This is a genomic window from Bacillus sp. FSL K6-4563 (assembly GCF_038630405.1).
Classification (GTDB): domain Bacteria; phylum Bacillota; class Bacilli; order Bacillales; family Bacillaceae; genus Bacillus; species Bacillus pumilus.
Window position 1 is genome coordinate 1,607,465 of the sequence record NZ_CP152030.1, and the last position, 17,682, is coordinate 1,625,146.

A 17,682-nucleotide genomic window follows, 5' to 3' on the forward strand; every position below is an offset into this window, starting at 1 on the left:
AAAGGAGAGAACAGGCATGTCAGCAAGAGATTTATCTGTTATATTCAGTGTTATTTTAATTGTGGCGATGCTGGTCATACCGTTTCCGCCAATGCTATTAAGTATTTTAATCATTATTAATATTTCTCTTGCGCTTATCGTGCTTCTCACCACTATGAACATGCAAGAACCACTGGAATTTTCAATTTTTCCATCATTGCTTTTGCTCTTAACACTGTTTCGTTTAGGGCTTAACATCTCTACAACACGTTCTATTCTTTCAACAGGAGATGCTGGAAAGGTTGTAGAAACGTTTGGTTCATTTGTTGTTGGAGGAAATATCATCGTTGGTCTCGTTGTTTTCCTTATTCTGATCATCATTCAGTTTATTGTTATTACTAAAGGGGCTGAGCGTGTATCAGAGGTTGCGGCAAGATTTACACTTGATGCGATGCCAGGTAAACAAATGAGTATTGACGCTGATTTAAATGCAGGGATGCTGACAGAAAGTGAAGCAAGAAACCGCCGTGAAAAAGTAGCGAGGGAAGCAGACTTTTATGGAGCGATGGACGGTGCCAGTAAGTTCGTTAAAGGGGACGCCATCGCTGGTATTATCATCGTTATCATCAATATTATATTTGGAATTATTATTGGGATGCTTCAGCAAGGCATGTCGATTCAAGAATCAGCTTCCCACTTTACCCTGTTAACAGTAGGGGACGGAATTGTTTCTCAAATTCCGGCACTCCTCATTTCAACGGCGACAGGGATTGTTGTTACGAGAGCAGCTTCTAACGGAAACCTTGGATCAGACATTACAGGTCAGCTCTTTGCATTCCCAGCCATGCTTTATGTCACAGCAGGCACGATCTTCCTTCTTGGGCTGTTTACACCAATCGGCATACTTTTGACAGGACCGATCGCAGGTTTAATTGCACTTGGCGCATACATGATGTCGAAAAACAAACAAGACCAAGAAGAAATTGAAGAGGTACTGGAGGAACAGGCAGAGGTAGAAGAGATGAAAAGTCCAGAAAGCGTCATTCATCTTTTGCAAATGGATGCCATTGAATTTGAATTTGGCTACGGCTTGATTCCGCTAGCCGATGCAAATCAAGGCGGGGACCTGTTAGACCGAATTGTGATGATCCGAAGGCAGCTTGCCCTCGAACTAGGTCTTGTGATTCCAGTTGTCCGAATTCGAGACAACATTGCACTTAACCCAAATGAGTATCGACTTAAAATAAAAGGGAACGAAGTAGCAAAAGGAGAGCTGCTGCTTGATCATTACTTAGCGATGTCTCCAACGCCTGATGATGATCCGATTGAAGGGATTGAAACAATTGAGCCATCCTTTGGTCTTCCGGCTAAATGGATCTCAGAAGCAGAAAAAGATCAGGCTGAGATGCTTGGCTATACGGTTGTAGATCCTGCATCGGTTGTGTCTACTCACATCACAGAGAAAATTAGACAAAACACACACGAACTGCTCGGGCGCCAAGAAACGAAGCAATTAATCGATCATCTAAAAGAAAGTTATCCTGTCTTAGTGGATGAGGTGACGCCAAACCCACTAGCAGTTGGTGATATTCAAAAAGTGTTGGCAAAACTGCTGAAAGAAAAGGTTTCTATTCGAAATCTTGTCACCATTTTTGAGACGCTTGCAGACTACGGAAAATTAACGACGGATACAGATTTGTTAACAGAGTATGTCAGACAGGCGCTGGCAAGACAGATTACTGCACAATATGCGAGAGAAAATGAATCGCTCAAAGTCGTGACATGCTCAGGCCGAGTGGAAAAGGTGATTGCTGACAGCGTACAGCAGACAGAGCATGGCAACTACTTATCGTTAGATCCAGAATCCTCTGAAAGTGTGATTCAATCAGTGGCGAGAGAAATTGAACAGCTTTCGCTTCGTCAGGAAACGCCGGTTCTATTGTGCTCACCTCCTATAAGAATGTACGTCAAGCAGCTGTTAGAAAGATATTTCCCGGATTTACCGGTACTATCTTATAACGAACTAGAAGCAAATGTGGAAGTACAGAGCATCGGAGTGGTGGATATCTAATGAAAATGAAAAAAATCACAGCGAATTCAATGCAGGAGGCAACGATTCAAATTAGGCAGCAGCTTGGAAAGGATGCCGTCATTTTAAATTCCAAAACCGTTGTGAAACGAAAGCTGTTCGGTTTAAAGAAACAGCAAATGGTTGAAGTGATTGCAGTGCTGGATCAAGATTTTGAAGAAAGAGCGGGTAAAGGTGGACACCCTGCGCCTCCTCTTCCAGTATTTCCGAAAAAGGAGCAGATTCAACACCGGCCTGAAGAGCCGTCTCTTGCTCCTGAGGCAGTGAAACCAGTACCTTCTCAAGCTCAGCCTTTAGAATATGCGAGGAATGAGCGGCATGCTGGTATTCTGCCTGATCCTCTCATGGCAATCGATCAAAAACTGAAGGATCAAGGTCTTGATGATGTCATTCGAGACGAATGCCTCAAAGGTCTTTTAACGAAGGGTGCTGTCAAGGAAGATCAAATTCAAAAAGAACTTGAACAACAGCTGACAGATATGCTGCCGGCTCACACCTCTGATGAGCCGATGATTCGTTCAAAATACATTGTGCTGTTTGGTTCAACTGGAGCTGGTAAAACAACAACGATTGCAAAGCTCGCTGCCAAAACGGCCATTCAGAAGCAAAAGAAAATCGCTTTTATTACAACAGATACGTACCGAATTGCAGCGATCGAACAACTGAAAACATATGCGGAACTGCTCAATGCACCGCTTGAGGTTTGTTATTCGAGAGAGGATTTTGTAAAAGCTCAAGAGACGTTTAAAGAGTATGATCATATTTTCGTAGACACAGCGGGTCGTAACTTTAAAGAAGAAGCGTATATCAAAGAGCTGACAGACATCATTCCATTTAATGAAAGCATTCAAAGTTTCCTAGTGATGAGTGCGACCTCGAAGTATCAGGACATGAAAGCCATGGTTAAACGCTTTGAACACGTTCCAATCGATCAATTCATTTTTACAAAGGTAGATGAAACAGACACGATGGGAACCATCTTTCAAATCATTGCAGACTCTCAAATTGGACTTGGCTTTTTAACAAATGGTCAAAATGTTCCTGAGGATATTCTTGAGGGCTCTCCTCTTGAATTAACAAGGATGGTCTTACAATGATGAAGCCCGACCAAGCAGAAGGTTTAAGAAAGCTCGTTCAGCAGAATCAAACGATCACACCAGCTCCTCTTGGTATAAGCGGACAGGCAAAAACCATTGCTGTCATGAGCGGTAAAGGCGGGGTTGGAAAATCGAATTTGACACTGAATATGGCACTGTCTATCGCAAATGCAGGGAAGCGAGTGTTAGTCATCGACCTTGATTTTGGTATGGGGAATATTGATATTTTACTAGGAAAAACTTCGACTAGCTCTATATTAGATGTTCTTGTCAGGAAGAAATCCTTCCAAGCAGCTATGACCCAAGGCACGAACAACCTTTATTACATTTCTGGTGGCAGCGGACTTGAACAGCTGTTTTCTTTAGATAAAGATCAATGGTCGTTCTTTCTAGAGGAAATGGAAAGAATGATGCACGACTTTGATTGTATCTTCTTTGATATGGGGGCTGGCTTGTCTAAAGATCAACTGCCTTTTGTTTTATCAGCAGGAGAAGTTGTGGTTGTGACAACGCCAGAACCAACATCAATCATGGATGCCTACAGCGCAATTAAACACTTAGCGATTCATCAGTTCGAACAATCTGTGCAAATCATTGTCAACCGTTGTAAAACCCCGTCAGAAGGGTCAGAAACCTACCGGAAATTAGCAGGAGTGGTCACATCATTTCTACACAGAAAACTAGTATTTGCTGGTGCTGTGCCGGATGATCCTGCGGTTCCAAAAGCGGTGGCTGAACAAATTCCATTTTATATGAAGCAGCCTCATTCACGGCTGAGTAAAACGATCAAGATGCTGGCAGAAACACTTTATCAACAGCAGATAAGAGAGGCACAGAGAGAGCAGCATACGTTTATAGATAAGTTGTCCTCTTTTTTTAAAAGGAGGAAGGTGGACTCATGATTAGAGTGCTTGTAGTAGATGACTCGGCTTTTATGCGAAAGCTCATTAGTGATTTCCTAAGTGCCGAGCAAGAAATAGAAGTCGTCGGAACGGCGCGAAATGGGGAAGATGCCTTAAAACGGATCAAGGAACTGAATCCAGATGTCGTCACATTAGATGTGGAAATGCCTGTTTTAAATGGAACAGAAGCATTAAAACAAATTCTGGCTGAACACGACCTTGCCGTGATTATGGTGTCAAGCCAGACAAAGCAAGGGAAAGATTTAACCATCCATTGCTTAGAACTTGGTGCTTTTGACTTTGTGACAAAGCCTTCAGGAAGTATTTCGCTCGATTTACACAAAGTAAGAGGCCAAATTGTAGAGCGGGTGCTTGCGGCAGGGCTGTCAAGGAAACGCACTGAAGTACAGGTTTCTCCAAAGCCGGTGATGAAGCCGCCAATTCCAGTGGCTACACCTCGCCCGCAAGCCGTAAAAAGTGGCTCACTCCGAAAGATTATTTCAATCGGAACATCAACGGGAGGGCCAAGGGCACTTCAACGAGTTGTCACGAAGCTGCCCAAGGACATAGAAGCACCTATTTTGATTGTGCAGCATATGCCGGCAGGATTTACAGCATCACTTGCTACTAGGTTAGACCATTTATCTCAAATTTCGATTAAAGAAGCACAAGATGGAGACATCGCTAAAAATGGAGTGGCTTACATAGCGCCTGGTGGAATGAATATGTCACTTCATGAACAAGGGGCATCCTTAGTCATCAGGCTTTCTCCAGAGGACACGGAAAGCCGGCACAAACCTTCTGTTAACTATTTATTTGAATCCATCAGTCATATAAAGGGTTACGAGAAAATTGCTGTCATTATGACAGGCATGGGTAGTGACGGCACAGAAGGTGTCAAAAAAATGGTCGCAAGCGGTCATACAAAAGTCATTGCAGAAAAAGAAGAATCATGTGTTGTTTTCGGAATGCCTAAATCAGTCATTAAAGCAGGCCTTGCACATGAAACAAGGCATGTGGATGACATCGCACATGCAATTATAAGCTCCATGAAAAAAGAGAGGGCGTGAACACGTTGGATGTAAACCAATACTTAGATATCTTTTTAGATGAAAGCAGAGAACACTTACAAACTTGTAATGAAAAACTTCTTGATTTAGAAAAGAACCCAACCGACTTGCAGCTAGTGAATGATATATTCAGAGCGGCTCACACATTGAAAGGCATGAGTGCAACGATGGGCTACGCTGATATGGCTCAGCTAACACATCATTTAGAAAACATGTTTGATGCCATTCGAAATGAACAAATGATTGTCACACCTGAGTCAATGGACACAATGTTTGAAGCACTTGATCACCTTGAAGCAATGGTTCAATCAATTGCAGAAGGCGGAGATGGGAAACGCGATGTCACAGAGATTAGTAAAAAGCTAGATGTGACAGGAAGCCATGCTGAGGCAGCTCCTAGTGTTGAAACAGCGGCTGTATCAGCGGCTGCTGCTAATGACTTAGACTATAACGAATTTGAACGAACAGTGCTTGATGAAGCGAGAGAACAAGGCTTTAAATGCTATGAACTCAATGTAACATTAAGTGACGCATGCCTATTAAAAGCCGTTCGTGTCTATATGATCTTTGAAAGACTGAACGAAGCAGGCGAGGTCGTCAAAACAGTTCCAAATGCAGAACTTTTAGAATCAGAAGATTTCGAATCTGAATTCAGTATTTCTTATTTATCTAAACAACCGATGGACGAAGTGAAAAAAATCGTGATGACGATCTCAGAAGTTGAACAAGTTGAGATCTCAGAAGTTTCTGCATTTGAAGAAGCGAATCCAGCTGAAAAACAAGAAGCAAAACCTGAACAGAAAAAAGAAGAAGTCTCCGTGCCTGCTGCGAAAGCACCAGCAAACGATGCACCAAAAGCAAATGGCAATAACGGTTCAGCTGCAGGAGGCACAAAAACGATTCGTGTCAACATCGATCGTCTAGACTCTCTTATGAATCTATTTGAAGAACTGGTGATTGACAGAGGCCGTTTAGAACAGATTGCCAAAGAGCTTGAAAATAACGAACTCACTGATACGGTCGAAAGAATGACACGTATTTCAGGCGATCTGCAATCGATCATCCTGAACATGAGAATGGTACCTGTAGAAACGGTGTTTAACAGGTTCCCGCGTATGATCCGTCAATTGACGAAAGAGCTCAATAAAAAAATTGAACTGATCATTGAAGGTGCTGATACTGAGCTTGATCGAACAGTCATCGACGAGATTGGAGATCCGCTCCTACACTTACTTAGAAACAGTCTAGATCACGGAATTGAATCGCCAGAAGAACGTGTGAAAAAAGGCAAGCCAGAAAAAGGAACCGTTCTATTAAAGGCGTATCATAGCGGAAACCACGTCTTCATTGAAGTAGAAGATGATGGCGGCGGAATTAACCGTAAGAAAGTGCTTGAAAAAGCATTAGAGCGCGGGGTTATTACAGAAAGAGAAGCGGAAACCATTGAAGATCATCAAATTGATTCATTGATCTTTGCAGCAGGATTCTCTACAGCTGATGAGATATCTGACATCTCAGGCCGCGGTGTAGGTCTTGACGTCGTGAAAAACAAGCTGGAATCACTAGGCGGATCTGTAAGCATCAACTCAACAGAAGGACAGGGCTCACTATTCTCGATCCAGCTTCCGCTTACATTATCGATTATTTCTGTACTTCTTGTAAAACTGGAAGAGGAAACATTTGCGATTCCGATTTCTTCTATTATTGAAACGGCTGTCATTAAGAAAAGCGACATCCTTCAAACGCATGATCGCGAAGTAATTGATTTCCGCGGATTTATCGTACCGGTCGTGTACTTGAAGAAACAATTCCACGTACCAAATGCGAATGAATTAGAGGAAGAACTGCACATCATCGTTGTTCGTAAAGGAGATAAGCTGACAGCATTTGTGGTCGATTCATTTATTGGTCAGCAAGAGGTTGTATTGAAATCACTAGGAGATTACCTGCCAAACGTGTTTGCGATCTCAGGCGCAACAATCCTAGGCGACGGTCAAGTTGCACTCATCGTTGACTGTAATGCACTGATCAAGTAAAAAACAATAGAGGAGCGGTCTGAAATGAGTACAGATATCAAAACTGGCGAAAAGATGATTGTGTTTATCGTAAACAAAAAAGAATACGCCATTTCAGTATCAGAAGTAAAGTCCATTGAAAAATGGCAGCAGCCGACAAGAGTCCCTGGCGTTGCCCCTTATATATGCGGTGTTATTAATCTGCGCGGTGTCGTGACGCCTGTCATCGATCTTAGAGTGAGACTTGGATCAAGTGACAACGAAATTACAGATGAAACAAGAATGATTATTGTACAAGTTGGTGACATTGAAGTCGGCTGGATTGTTGATGAAGCGAATGATGTCATTACAGTCCATCAAGAAGAAGTAGAATCTTCTCCTGAGTCAGCTGAAAAAGAAGGACAATCATGGGTAACAGGTATCATTAAGCATGATCAGCGTCTATTTAATATCATTCACCCTGGTGCTGTCCTCGACAAGAGCGTTCAAGATGCACCTGTTCATTAAGGAGGATGTGAAATGAGCATTTTCAATGAAATAAAAGATGAACAGCTGGATGTATTAAGAGAGGTAGGGAATATTGGAGCAGGCCACGCCGCGTCTGCTCTTGCCAGCCTTTTGGATCGCAAAATAGATATGGCTGTTCCGTTTGTCAAGGTTCTCTCGTTTGAAGAATTAATGGATTTCTTTGGCGGTGCAGACCTCCCAGTTGCAAGCATTTTCCTGCGAATGGAAGGAGATTTATCTGGCTCTATCTTTTTCATTATGCCCTTTGAGCAAGCTGAGCAATTTGTAAGAGAGCTTGTACGAGATCCAGCATTTGATATTGATACCATTCACGAGCATGTGATGGGGACGTCAGCACTACACGAGCTGGGAAATATTTTAGCAGGCTCTTATTTATCAGCCCTTGCCGATTTAACAAAATTGCAGCTTCACCCAAGTGTTCCAGATGTTACGCTCGATATGTTCGGGGCTGTCATTAGCGAAGGGTTAATGCAATTCAGTCCTCTAGGTGATCAGGCAATTGTGATTGATACATCAATTTTTGATGATCAAAATAAGCAAGAGCTGAAAGGAAATATGTTTCTATTACCAGACTTTGAATCGTTTGAAAAACTATTCAAAGCATTAGGTAACCTTTAATGAACGTTCAGATTCCAGCAGTTGTAAAGGTTGGTATAGCGGATGTTCAGCTTGTGAAAACACCGGACCGCATTCGGACATCCGGACTTGGTTCTTGTGTAGGGCTTGTTCTGTTTGATCAAGAAAAAAAACTGGCAGGTCTTGTCCATGTCATGCTTCCAGACTCATCCCTTGCAAAAGGGGCAGTGGAGAACTTGGCTAAATATGCAGATACAGGTGTCAAGCATACAATTGATCTGCTCCTTAAAGAAGGAGCGCGCAAACATGCGCTAAAGGCAAAACTTGCTGGTGGCGCAGAAATGTTTAAGTTTAAGTCAACCAATGATCTGATGAGAATTGGACCTAGAAACGTATCAGCTGTTAAAGAACATCTGTCTCTTTATCGCATCCCGATCATTAGTGAGGATACGGGCGGGAACAATGGTCGTACGATTGAATTTGACCCGCTTACGACAGAGCTTGAGATCCGCACTGTGAAGCAAGGCATTATGAAGATATAACTAAGGAAGTATAGGGGGAGAAAGATGCAATCCTTAAATTACGAAGATCAGGCGCTATGGGCTAGATGGAAAGAGTGGAAGGACCCAGCTGCTGGAGATGATCTTATGCGCCGCTATATGCCGCTCGTCACATATCATGTTGGAAGAATTTCCATCGGTCTCCCGAAGTCAGTGCATAAAGAAGACTTGATCAGTCTAGGGATGCTCGGTTTATATGATGCCCTTGAAAAATTCGACCCCGGAAGAGATCTGAAGTTTGATACATATGCATCCTTCAGAATCCGCGGGGCCATCATCGACGGTCTTCGTAAAGAGGACTGGCTGCCTCGTACATCAAGAGAAAAAACAAAAAAAGTAGAAGCGGCTATTGAAAAGCTTGAACAACGCTATTTACGAAATGTGACGCCGACAGAAGTGGCAGAGGAACTTGGCATGAGTGAACAGGATGTTGTCACAACAATGAATGAAGGTTTCTTTGCAAATCTGCTTTCAATCGACGAGAAGCTGCATGATCAAGAAGACGGTGAAAACGTCCAAGTCATGATTCGCGACGAGAAAACTGTGACACCTGAAGAGAAGATGCTGAAAGATGAATTAATAGAACAGCTTGCTGAAAAAATGACCGAGCTATCTGAAAAAGAAAAGCTCGTGATCAGTCTTTTCTATAAAGAGGAACTGACGTTAACGGAAATCGGTCACGTGCTCAATTTATCGACCTCACGCATTTCGCAAATTCATTCAAAGGCATTGTTCAAGCTTAAGCATCTGCTTGATAAAGCCATTCAATCTTAAAGAGTTAGTGAGTGAAAAAATATGTTATGGCTGATTAGCTTCATGCTTCATGCTGCACTTATTTATTTTGTGATCATTTTATATACGAGAATGAATTCGCTGAAGGCAACTGAACAAAAGCAGCGAGAACTTCTAGAAGAAACGGAAAATACCCTGGCTGCATTTTTGATGGAAGTCAAAGAAGAGAATGACAAACTATCAAAAGTGGCAGCCGCTTCCCCTGATTTTTCTGCTGAAGAGCTGAAAACAGATTTTCAGACACCAAAGCAGCCACAAACACCAATTGAATCCCAGCAATCGGTAGAAAGTGAAGATCCAGTACCAGAGCACTTGTCGGCTCTCCTTAGCGAAGTCGAAGTGCAGGAAGAGAAGGTAAACGAACCCGTTCCACATCTTGAATCAGACGCTTCTGCGTCTTCTGAAAGTGAAGTAGAAGAAACATTCGAGGACCAAGTGAAGACCTTATATGACCAAGGGCATTCGCTAGAAGAAATAGCGAAAGAACTGAAAACGGGCAAGACAGAAATCGAGCTTTTATTAAAATTTAGCGGAAAGCTGTAAAGGATTCTTGATTGTCAGTCCATCATGTGTTATATTATTTCTTGGTGTTAAATACACACGCTTAATGATTCATATGAAGGTGCTGCCGTGGCGCAGTTTTATGTGAACATGACTTGAGCGGAGGAAAAAAAACCATTATATTAGGAGGCAACAACATGTCAGTTATTTCTATGAAACAATTGCTAGAAGCTGGTGTTCACTTCGGTCACCAAACGCGCCGCTGGAACCCAAAAATGAAGCGTTACATCTTTACAGAGCGTAACGGTATCTACATCATCGATCTTCAAAAAACGGTGAAAAAAGTAGAGGAAGCTTACAACTTCACGAAAAACCTTGCTGCTGACGGAGGAAAAATCCTTTTCGTTGGTACGAAAAAGCAAGCACAAGATTCAGTGAAAGAAGAAGCAATCCGTTCTGGTATGTTCTATGTGAACCAACGCTGGCTTGGTGGAACTTTAACAAACTTTGAAACAATCCAAAAACGTATCAAACGTTTAAAAGATATTGAAAAAATGCAAGAAAACGGTACATTCGATGTTCTTCCTAAGAAAGAAGTCGTTCAACTGAAAAAAGAATTAGAACGTCTTGAAAAATTCCTAGGCGGAATCAAAGACATGAAAGGTCTTCCGGATGCACTTTTCATTATCGACCCTCGTAAAGAGCGTATTGCAGTTGCAGAAGCTCGTAAATTGAATATCCCAATCATCGGTATCGTTGACACAAACTGTGATCCAGACGAAATTGATGTTGTGATCCCTGCAAACGATGATGCAATCCGTGCTGTAAAACTTCTAACTGCTAAAATGGCAGATGCGATTCTTGAGTCTAAACAAGGCGAAGAAGAAGCTGTTGTAGAAGAAACGACAGAAACTGAAACAACAACTGCGTAACCTATTCAAAAGGTGATAAGAGGGAAATGCCTTTTATCACCTTTTTTTCACCTAGTAATCCGTGTTTTAACATAGAAGGAGGAAATGTAAAATGGCTATTACTGCTCAATTAGTTAAAGAACTGCGTCAAAAAACTGGTGCAGGTATGATGGACTGTAAAAAAGCGTTAACAGAAACTGATGGTGACATCGACAAAGCAATCGATCTTCTAAGAGAAAAAGGAATTGCAAAAGCTGCGAAAAAAGCAGACCGTATTGCTGCAGAAGGATTAACTCTTATCAAAACTGACGGCAACACAGGCGTGATCCTAGAAGTGAACTCTGAGACTGATTTCGTTTCGAAAAACGAAGGGTTCCAATCACTTCTTAACGAACTTGCTGATCATTTGCTTGCTGCTAAACCTGCAACAATTGAAGAAGCTCATGCTTCTAAAATGGAAAACGGTTCAACAGTTGAAGAGCATATCACATCTGCGATTGCGAAAATCGGAGAGAAAATCACTCTACGTCGTTTCTCTGTTATCACGAAAGAAGATAACGCAGCATTCGGTTCTTACTTACACATGGGCGGACGCATCGGTGTGTTAGCTGTTCTTAACGGAACAACTGACGAAGAGCTTGCAAGAGACATCGCAATGCACGTTGCTGCTGTAAACCCTAAATACATTTCTCGTGACCAAGTGTCAGAAGAAGAAGCAAACCGTGAGCGCGAAGTATTAACGCAGCAAGCGCTTCAAGAAGGAAAACCTGAAAACATCGTAGCTAAAATGGTAGAAGGCCGTCTAAACAAATTCTTCGAAGAAATTTGCTTACTTGACCAAGCTTTCGTTAAAAACCCAGATGAAAAAGTGAAACAAGTAGTAGCTGCGAAAAACGCAAGCGTTCAAACTTATGTTCGCTATGAAGTGGGCGAAGGCATCGAGAAGCGTCAAGACAACTTTGCTGAAGAAGTGATGAGCCAAGTGAAAAAATAATGTTTGAAAAGCTCTCTGGGGCTTTTTTAGGGAGCACAAGCACTGTGTTCCCTATTTTTTAGAGGATATTGATTTACAAAAGGCAGTTTCTTACGCATAATAAGAGACGGTATAGTTTACACTTGGAGGTTATCATGAGCAAACCGAAATATAATCGCATTGTACTGAAGCTAAGTGGCGAAGCACTAGCAGGTGATGCTGGAAATGGAATTAACCCAACTGTCATTCATTCAATTGCAAAGCAAGTAAAAGAAATTGCAGAGCTAGATGTTGAGGTTGCAGTTGTTGTAGGCGGAGGAAACCTTTGGCGCGGTAAGACAGGTAGTGACTTAGGAATGGACCGTGCAACAGCAGACTACATGGGCATGTTGGCAACAGTGATGAATTCACTCGCGCTACAAGACAGCCTAGAAACGCTTGGCATTCAGTCTAGGGTACAAACCTCTATCGAAATGAGACAGGTTGCAGAACCATACATAAGAAGAAAAGCGATCCGTCATCTTGAGAAGAAACGTGTCGTAATTTTTGCTGCAGGTACTGGTAACCCTTATTTCTCTACAGATACAACGGCAGCACTTCGTGCAGCAGAAATTGAAGCAGATGTCATTTTAATGGCAAAAAATAATGTAGACGGTGTCTACAGTGCTGATCCTCGTACAGATGCGGATGCAGTAAAATATGACAAGCTTTCATATCTTGATGTGCTAAAAGAAGGGCTTGCAGTAATGGATTCTACTGCGTCCTCATTATGTATGGACAATGACATTCCATTAATCGTATTCTCTATTATGGAAGAAGGAAATATTAAACGTGCCGTAAATGGCGAATCAATTGGAACGATTGTGAGGGGGAAATAACGTGTCAAAAGAAGTATTGAACCAAACGAAAGAAAAAATGGAAAAAGCCGTTCAAGCATACGGACGTGAACTTGCAACTGTTCGTGCGGGCAGAGCAAATGCTTCATTGCTTGATAAAGTGACGGTTGATTATTACGGTGCACAAACACCACTTAACCAAATCGCGTCAATCACAGTGCCAGAAGCACGTATGCTGATTATCACACCTTATGATAAAACAGCTATCGGTGATATTGAAAAATCGATCCAAAAGTCTGATCTTGGCATCACGCCAACAAGTGACGGAAATGTGATCCGTATTGCGATTCCTGCACTAACAGAAGAAAGACGTAAAGAGCTTGTGAAAGTGGTAAGAAAATATTCAGAAGAAGCAAAAGTAGCTGTTCGTAATGTTCGTCGTGATGCAAACGATGAGTTGAAAAAGCTCGAGAAAAATGGTGAGATCACTGAAGATGAATTAAGATCATCAACAGAGGATGTTCAAAAATTGACAGATGAATATGTCGCTAAAATTGATGACGTGACGAAAGATAAAGAAAAAGAAATCATGGAAGTTTAAGAAAAAACTATGTACAATAGATAATAGTGAAAAGACCCTCTTCATGTTTACAGGGGGTTTTTTTGTTAATACTGTTGGTGACTATATTATTAGCGGAAACGCAACCTTTTTGGGTGATGGAGGAATCTCATGCTCAATATACTCAAAAATTGGAAGAATCAGCAAACTGCAGCTTCCAACTTAGAAAGTCTGACAAAAGAAGACATATTAAATGGAGAAATTCCTGAACATATCGCCATTATCATGGATGGGAACGGAAGATGGGCAAAAAAACGTGCTCTTCCGCGGGTAGCAGGACATCATGAAGGAATGAAAGTCGTCAAGCGCATGACAAAGCTTGCAAATGAGCTGAATGTCAAAGTGCTGACTTTGTATGCTTTCTCTACAGAAAATTGGAAGCGTCCAAAACTAGAAGTTGACTTTTTAATGAAACTTCCTGAAGAATTTTTAAACATCTACCTGCCCGAGCTCATCGAGGAAAATGTCCGTGTTCGCTTAACAGGTGATCCAGACGGCCTCCCGCAGCATACGAAAAGAGCGGTAGAGAACGCAGTAAAGAGTACGACGAATAACGACGGGCTCATTTTGAATTTTGCGCTCAACTATGGAGGGCGCACAGAAATCGTCTCCGCATGCAGACAAATTTCTGAAAAAGTCAAAGAAGGTAAGCTTCAAGCAGAAGACATCACAGAAGAGATGTTTTCAGCTTATTTAATGACAGAATCTCTTCAAGATCCGGATTTACTTATTCGCACAAGTGGAGAAATTAGATTAAGCAACTTCATGCTTTGGCAAATTGCGTACAGCGAATTTGTCTTTACGGATGTGCTTTGGCCTGACTTTTCTGATGAGCATCTTATAGGCGCTATCGGAGAATACCAGCGCCGCGGCCGGAGGTTCGGTGGAATTTAGAGGGTGGTGCAGATGAAACAAAGAATTTTGACGGGTGTTTTGGCAGCTGCAGTCTTTTTACTTGCAGTTATATATGGACAGATGCCATTTACCCTGCTGATTTACTTAATGGGAAGTGTCGCTCTCTTTGAGCTTCTAAGAATGAAAAAGATATCGATTTTCAGCTTTCCTGGTATTGTCAGCTTAATATTACTTTGGCTTTTAATGGGCGGAGAGAACAGCTTCTTCCCGAACGTAGACGCATCAAAAATGCAGATTGCTTTATTTGCAGTCTTAATTCTTTTAACTTATACAGTGTTGAGCAAAAACTCTTTCACATTCGATGAGGTTGCTTTTGTAATATTAGCGACATTATATATTGGCGTCAGTTTCTATTATTTTATTCAAATTAGAGGCTTGTATGGCATGAGTGCGATCTTCTTCGCAGCAGTGATTATTTGGTCCACTGACTCAGGTGCCTATTTTATTGGGAAATCGATGGGGAAACGAAAGCTCTGGCCAGAGATCAGCCCAAACAAAACAGTAGAAGGATTTATCGGCGGAATCGTCACAGCGGTCGTGTTGTCATTTGTGTTTCAGGCGATTACAGGATTTTTGCCATCATATCTGCTCGTTATGTTTATTACGCTTTTGCTCAGTATCTTTGGACAGCTTGGCGACCTTGTGGAATCTGCTTTAAAGCGTCATTACCACGTGAAGGATTCAGGGACAATTCTCCCTGGACATGGCGGGATTTTGGACAGGTTTGACAGCTTTTTATTCGTTCTGCCGTTTTTATATTTATTGCTTGCAACGTTTGCCAGCTAACCTCATAGAAACTTATTGAACGAGAGAAGGAGTGGCAATTTGAGATATATTTCGCTATTAGGCGCAACAGGATCAATTGGAGAACAAACATTAGATGTGATGAGGCAGCACCCAGACAAATTTAAGCTAAAAGCCATGACGTTTGGCCGAAATGTAGACAAAGCCATACCAATCATTGAACAGTTTCAGCCTGAATTTGTCGGTTGCTTAAGTGAAGAGGCCTATCACACGCTAAAAGGTCATTCATTTGAATACGATGTCAAAATGGCTGCTGGTGATGAAGCCAACATCGAAGCAGCGACCTATGATGCAGTGGACGTTGTGGTCAATGCCCTTGTCGGAAGTGTCGGGCTTGTTCCAACATTAAAGGCCATTGAACAAAAAAAGACGATTGCACTCGCAAATAAGGAAACACTTGTGACAGCTGGTCATATAGTAAAAGAGTACGCGAAAAGATATGATGTACCTTTACTTCCTGTCGATAGTGAGCATTCCGCTATTTTTCAATGCCTGCAAGGTGAACAAGCTAAAAACATTGAACGCTTAATCGTGACAGCCTCAGGTGGTAGTTTCCGAGATAAAAAACGAACTGAACTTGAAGGTGTTACGGTTGAAGAAGCGCTGAACCACCCAAACTGGTCGATGGGAGCGAAAATTACCATTGATTCAGCGACGATGATGAATAAAGGGCTCGAGGTGATTGAGGCACATTGGTTGTTTGATATACCGTATGAACAAATTGATGTGCTGTTACATAAAGAGAGCATTATCCATTCGATGGTGGAATTTCACGACAAAAGCGTCATGGCTCAGTTAGGGACACCTGACATGAGAGTGCCCATTCAATATGCACTCACATACCCTGACAGGGCGCCATTACCAGAAGCAAAATCATTGAACCTTTGGGAGATTGGACAATTGAATTTCCAAAAAGCGGATTTTGACAGGTATCGCTGCTTACATTTTGCTTATGAATCAGGTAAAATAGGAGGGACAATGCCTGCTGTGCTCAATGCAGCAAATGAAATGGCAGTCGATGCATTTCTGAAAGGCAAAGTAACATTCCTGCAAATTGAAGAATTGATTGAAAAGGCACTAAACAGACATCATGTGATTTCAACGCCTAGTTTGCAAGATATCCATGAAGTGGACAAAGATACACGAGACTTTGTTCAATCAATCCTCACATAAGGTGGTATGTTCGTGAATACAGTGATTGCGTTTATTATTATTTTTGGAACGCTCGTTTTTTTCCACGAGCTTGGCCATTTAATTATGGCGCAGCGAGCGGGGATTTTATGCCGTGAGTTCGCAATTGGTTTTGGGCCGAAGATTTTCTCCTTTAAACGAAAAGAAACCGTTTATACCATTAGACTTCTCCCTATTGGCGGATTTGTTAAAATGGCAGGAGAGGACCCTGAAATCATTGAAATTAAACCAGGTCATACAGTGGGGCTCTTATTCAATGAGCAAAATGAAGTAGAAAAAATCATTTTAAATGATAAAGAAAAATATCCTGATGCACTTGTCATCGAAGTTGAGCAGATTGATTTAGATCATGCCATGAGAATCTCAGGATATGAAGCTGGAAATGAAGATATTTTGACTGGCTACAATGTGAGTCAAACAAGCTTTTATATTGCAGATGGTGAAGAAATTCAAATCGCACCATACAATCGTCAATTTGGATCAAAAACGGTATGGCAGCGTATTAAAGCGATCGCAGCTGGACCGATTATGAACTTTATTTTGGCGTATGTGATTTTGGTTGCTTTAGGGTTTATTCAAGGGGTCACCGTTGATGATCCTGTACTCGGCAAGCTGACGAAAGACGGCCGAGCGGCAGAAGCTGGACTCATGCAGGGAGACCACATCGTGTCCATTAACGGGGATAAAATGAATTCTTGGACAGACGTCGTTCAAACCGTTCAAAAGAACCCTGAGAAAAAAATGAATGTCGTCATTGACCGAGACGGCAAAGAAAGCACTGTGCAGGTTGTACCAGAAGCTGTGAAAGCAGACGGAAAAAACATTGGCCGTTTCGGATCTTATCCGCCAACGGAAAATGGATTTCTGAAGGTTATTTCATCCTCAGGAACGACTGTGATTTCAACAGCAGGTCTGATTTTAACGAACTTACAAAAGATTGTCACAGGGCAATTTTCACTAGATATGTTAGCAGGTCCTGTTGGGATCTATGACATGACAGGAGAAGTAGCTAAGCAAGGTGTGTTAACATTAATGCAGTTTGCGGCGTTCCTTAGTATTAACTTAGGTATCGTGAATTTATTGCCGATTCCTGCACTAGACGGAGGACGTTTACTATTCTTGTTTGTTGAAGCCATTCGCGGTAAACCAATTAATCGTGAGAAAGAAGCACTTGTTGTCTTTATCGGTGTTGCATTCCTCATGCTGTTAATGCTAGTGGTTACGTGGAATGACATCCAGCGATTATTTTTATAAAACCAATGTCTCTTGTTTCTCATTACGGGAAACAAGAGTTTTTGTGAGAAGTCCTATTTCATAAATGAGG

At 41.9% G+C, this 17,682-nt stretch carries 18 protein-coding genes; all 18 read left to right on the forward strand.

Annotated elements, in window-relative coordinates; translation table 11 throughout:
* Window positions 1-16: 16 nt before the first annotated feature.
* The 18 genes from flhA (at window position 17) to rseP (ending at window position 17,612) form a co-directional block, all read left to right on the forward strand.
* Complete coding sequence (gene flhA / locus MHH54_RS08015; protein ID WP_003212241.1) at window positions 17-2,050, forward strand: flagellar biosynthesis protein FlhA; 2,034 nt, start codon at window positions 17-19, stop codon at window positions 2,048-2,050.
* Window positions 2,050-3,165: a flagellar biosynthesis protein FlhF gene (gene flhF, locus MHH54_RS08020; RefSeq protein WP_106032949.1), complete on the forward strand. Its 1,116-nt coding sequence runs from the start codon at window positions 2,050-2,052 to the stop codon at window positions 3,163-3,165. The genes flhA and flhF overlap by 1 nt, the downstream gene beginning before the upstream one ends.
* Complete coding sequence (locus tag MHH54_RS08025; RefSeq protein WP_012009971.1) at window positions 3,162-4,067, forward strand: MinD/ParA family protein; 906 nt, start codon at window positions 3,162-3,164, stop codon at window positions 4,065-4,067. Before flhF ends, MHH54_RS08025 begins: the two co-directional genes overlap by 4 nt.
* Complete coding sequence (locus MHH54_RS08030) at window positions 4,064-5,137, forward strand: chemotaxis response regulator protein-glutamate methylesterase (RefSeq protein ID WP_003210900.1); 1,074 nt, start codon at window positions 4,064-4,066, stop codon at window positions 5,135-5,137. The genes MHH54_RS08025 and MHH54_RS08030 overlap by 4 nt, the downstream gene beginning before the upstream one ends.
* A gap of 5 nt (window positions 5,138-5,142) precedes the next feature.
* Window positions 5,143-7,173 carry a chemotaxis protein CheA gene (locus MHH54_RS08035; protein ID WP_003212481.1) on the forward strand — a complete coding sequence of 677 codons (2,031 nt, stop codon included), beginning with the start codon at window positions 5,143-5,145 and terminating at the stop codon, window positions 7,171-7,173.
* A gap of 24 nt (window positions 7,174-7,197) precedes the next feature.
* Window positions 7,198-7,659: a chemotaxis protein CheW gene (locus MHH54_RS08040; RefSeq protein WP_003211606.1), complete on the forward strand. Its 462-nt coding sequence runs from the start codon at window positions 7,198-7,200 to the stop codon at window positions 7,657-7,659.
* 12 nt (window positions 7,660-7,671) lie between these two features.
* Complete coding sequence (locus MHH54_RS08045; RefSeq protein WP_003211405.1) at window positions 7,672-8,298, forward strand: chemotaxis protein CheC; 627 nt, start codon at window positions 7,672-7,674, stop codon at window positions 8,296-8,298.
* Entirely contained in the window at window positions 8,298-8,798 is a 501-nt protein-coding gene (locus MHH54_RS08050) for a chemotaxis protein CheD (RefSeq protein WP_003212153.1), read from the forward strand. Before MHH54_RS08045 ends, MHH54_RS08050 begins: the two co-directional genes overlap by 1 nt.
* 24 nt (window positions 8,799-8,822) lie before the next feature.
* Window positions 8,823-9,590: a FliA/WhiG family RNA polymerase sigma factor gene (locus MHH54_RS08055; RefSeq protein ID WP_012009976.1), complete on the forward strand. Its 768-nt coding sequence runs from the start codon at window positions 8,823-8,825 to the stop codon at window positions 9,588-9,590.
* A 21-nt stretch (window positions 9,591-9,611) separates the two neighbouring features.
* Window positions 9,612-10,151, forward strand: a complete 540-nt coding sequence (locus tag MHH54_RS08060; protein ID WP_106028950.1) for a Swarming motility protein SwrB — start codon at window positions 9,612-9,614, stop codon at window positions 10,149-10,151.
* Window positions 10,152-10,306: 155 nt separating this feature from the next.
* Window positions 10,307-11,041 (forward strand): 30S ribosomal protein S2, encoded by a 735-nt coding sequence (gene rpsB, locus MHH54_RS08065; RefSeq protein WP_003212093.1) that lies wholly within the window; start codon window positions 10,307-10,309, stop codon window positions 11,039-11,041.
* 91 nt (window positions 11,042-11,132) lie between these two features.
* Complete coding sequence (gene tsf / locus MHH54_RS08070; protein WP_003211584.1) at window positions 11,133-12,014, forward strand: translation elongation factor Ts; 882 nt, start codon at window positions 11,133-11,135, stop codon at window positions 12,012-12,014.
* A gap of 134 nt (window positions 12,015-12,148) precedes the next feature.
* Complete coding sequence (gene pyrH / locus MHH54_RS08075; RefSeq protein ID WP_003210919.1) at window positions 12,149-12,871, forward strand: UMP kinase; 723 nt, start codon at window positions 12,149-12,151, stop codon at window positions 12,869-12,871.
* Between the two features lies 1 nt (window position 12,872).
* Entirely contained in the window at window positions 12,873-13,430 is a 558-nt protein-coding gene (gene frr / locus MHH54_RS08080; RefSeq protein WP_003212469.1) for a ribosome recycling factor, read from the forward strand.
* 129 nt (window positions 13,431-13,559) lie between these two features.
* Window positions 13,560-14,342, forward strand: a complete 783-nt coding sequence (locus MHH54_RS08085) for an isoprenyl transferase (protein ID WP_003212321.1) — start codon at window positions 13,560-13,562, stop codon at window positions 14,340-14,342.
* A 12-nt stretch (window positions 14,343-14,354) separates the two neighbouring features.
* The gene (locus MHH54_RS08090; RefSeq protein ID WP_003211667.1) at window positions 14,355-15,149 is read left to right on the forward strand and encodes a phosphatidate cytidylyltransferase; all 795 of its coding nucleotides are present in this window, start codon (window positions 14,355-14,357) and stop codon (window positions 15,147-15,149) included.
* A 39-nt stretch (window positions 15,150-15,188) separates the two neighbouring features.
* Window positions 15,189-16,340 (forward strand): 1-deoxy-D-xylulose-5-phosphate reductoisomerase, encoded by a 1,152-nt coding sequence (gene dxr, locus MHH54_RS08095; protein ID WP_003211521.1) that lies wholly within the window; start codon window positions 15,189-15,191, stop codon window positions 16,338-16,340.
* Between the two features lie 6 nt (window positions 16,341-16,346).
* Window positions 16,347-17,612 carry an RIP metalloprotease RseP gene (gene rseP, locus MHH54_RS08100; RefSeq protein WP_342500844.1) on the forward strand — a complete coding sequence of 422 codons (1,266 nt, stop codon included), beginning with the start codon at window positions 16,347-16,349 and terminating at the stop codon, window positions 17,610-17,612.
* Window positions 17,613-17,682: the final 70 nt, after the last annotated feature.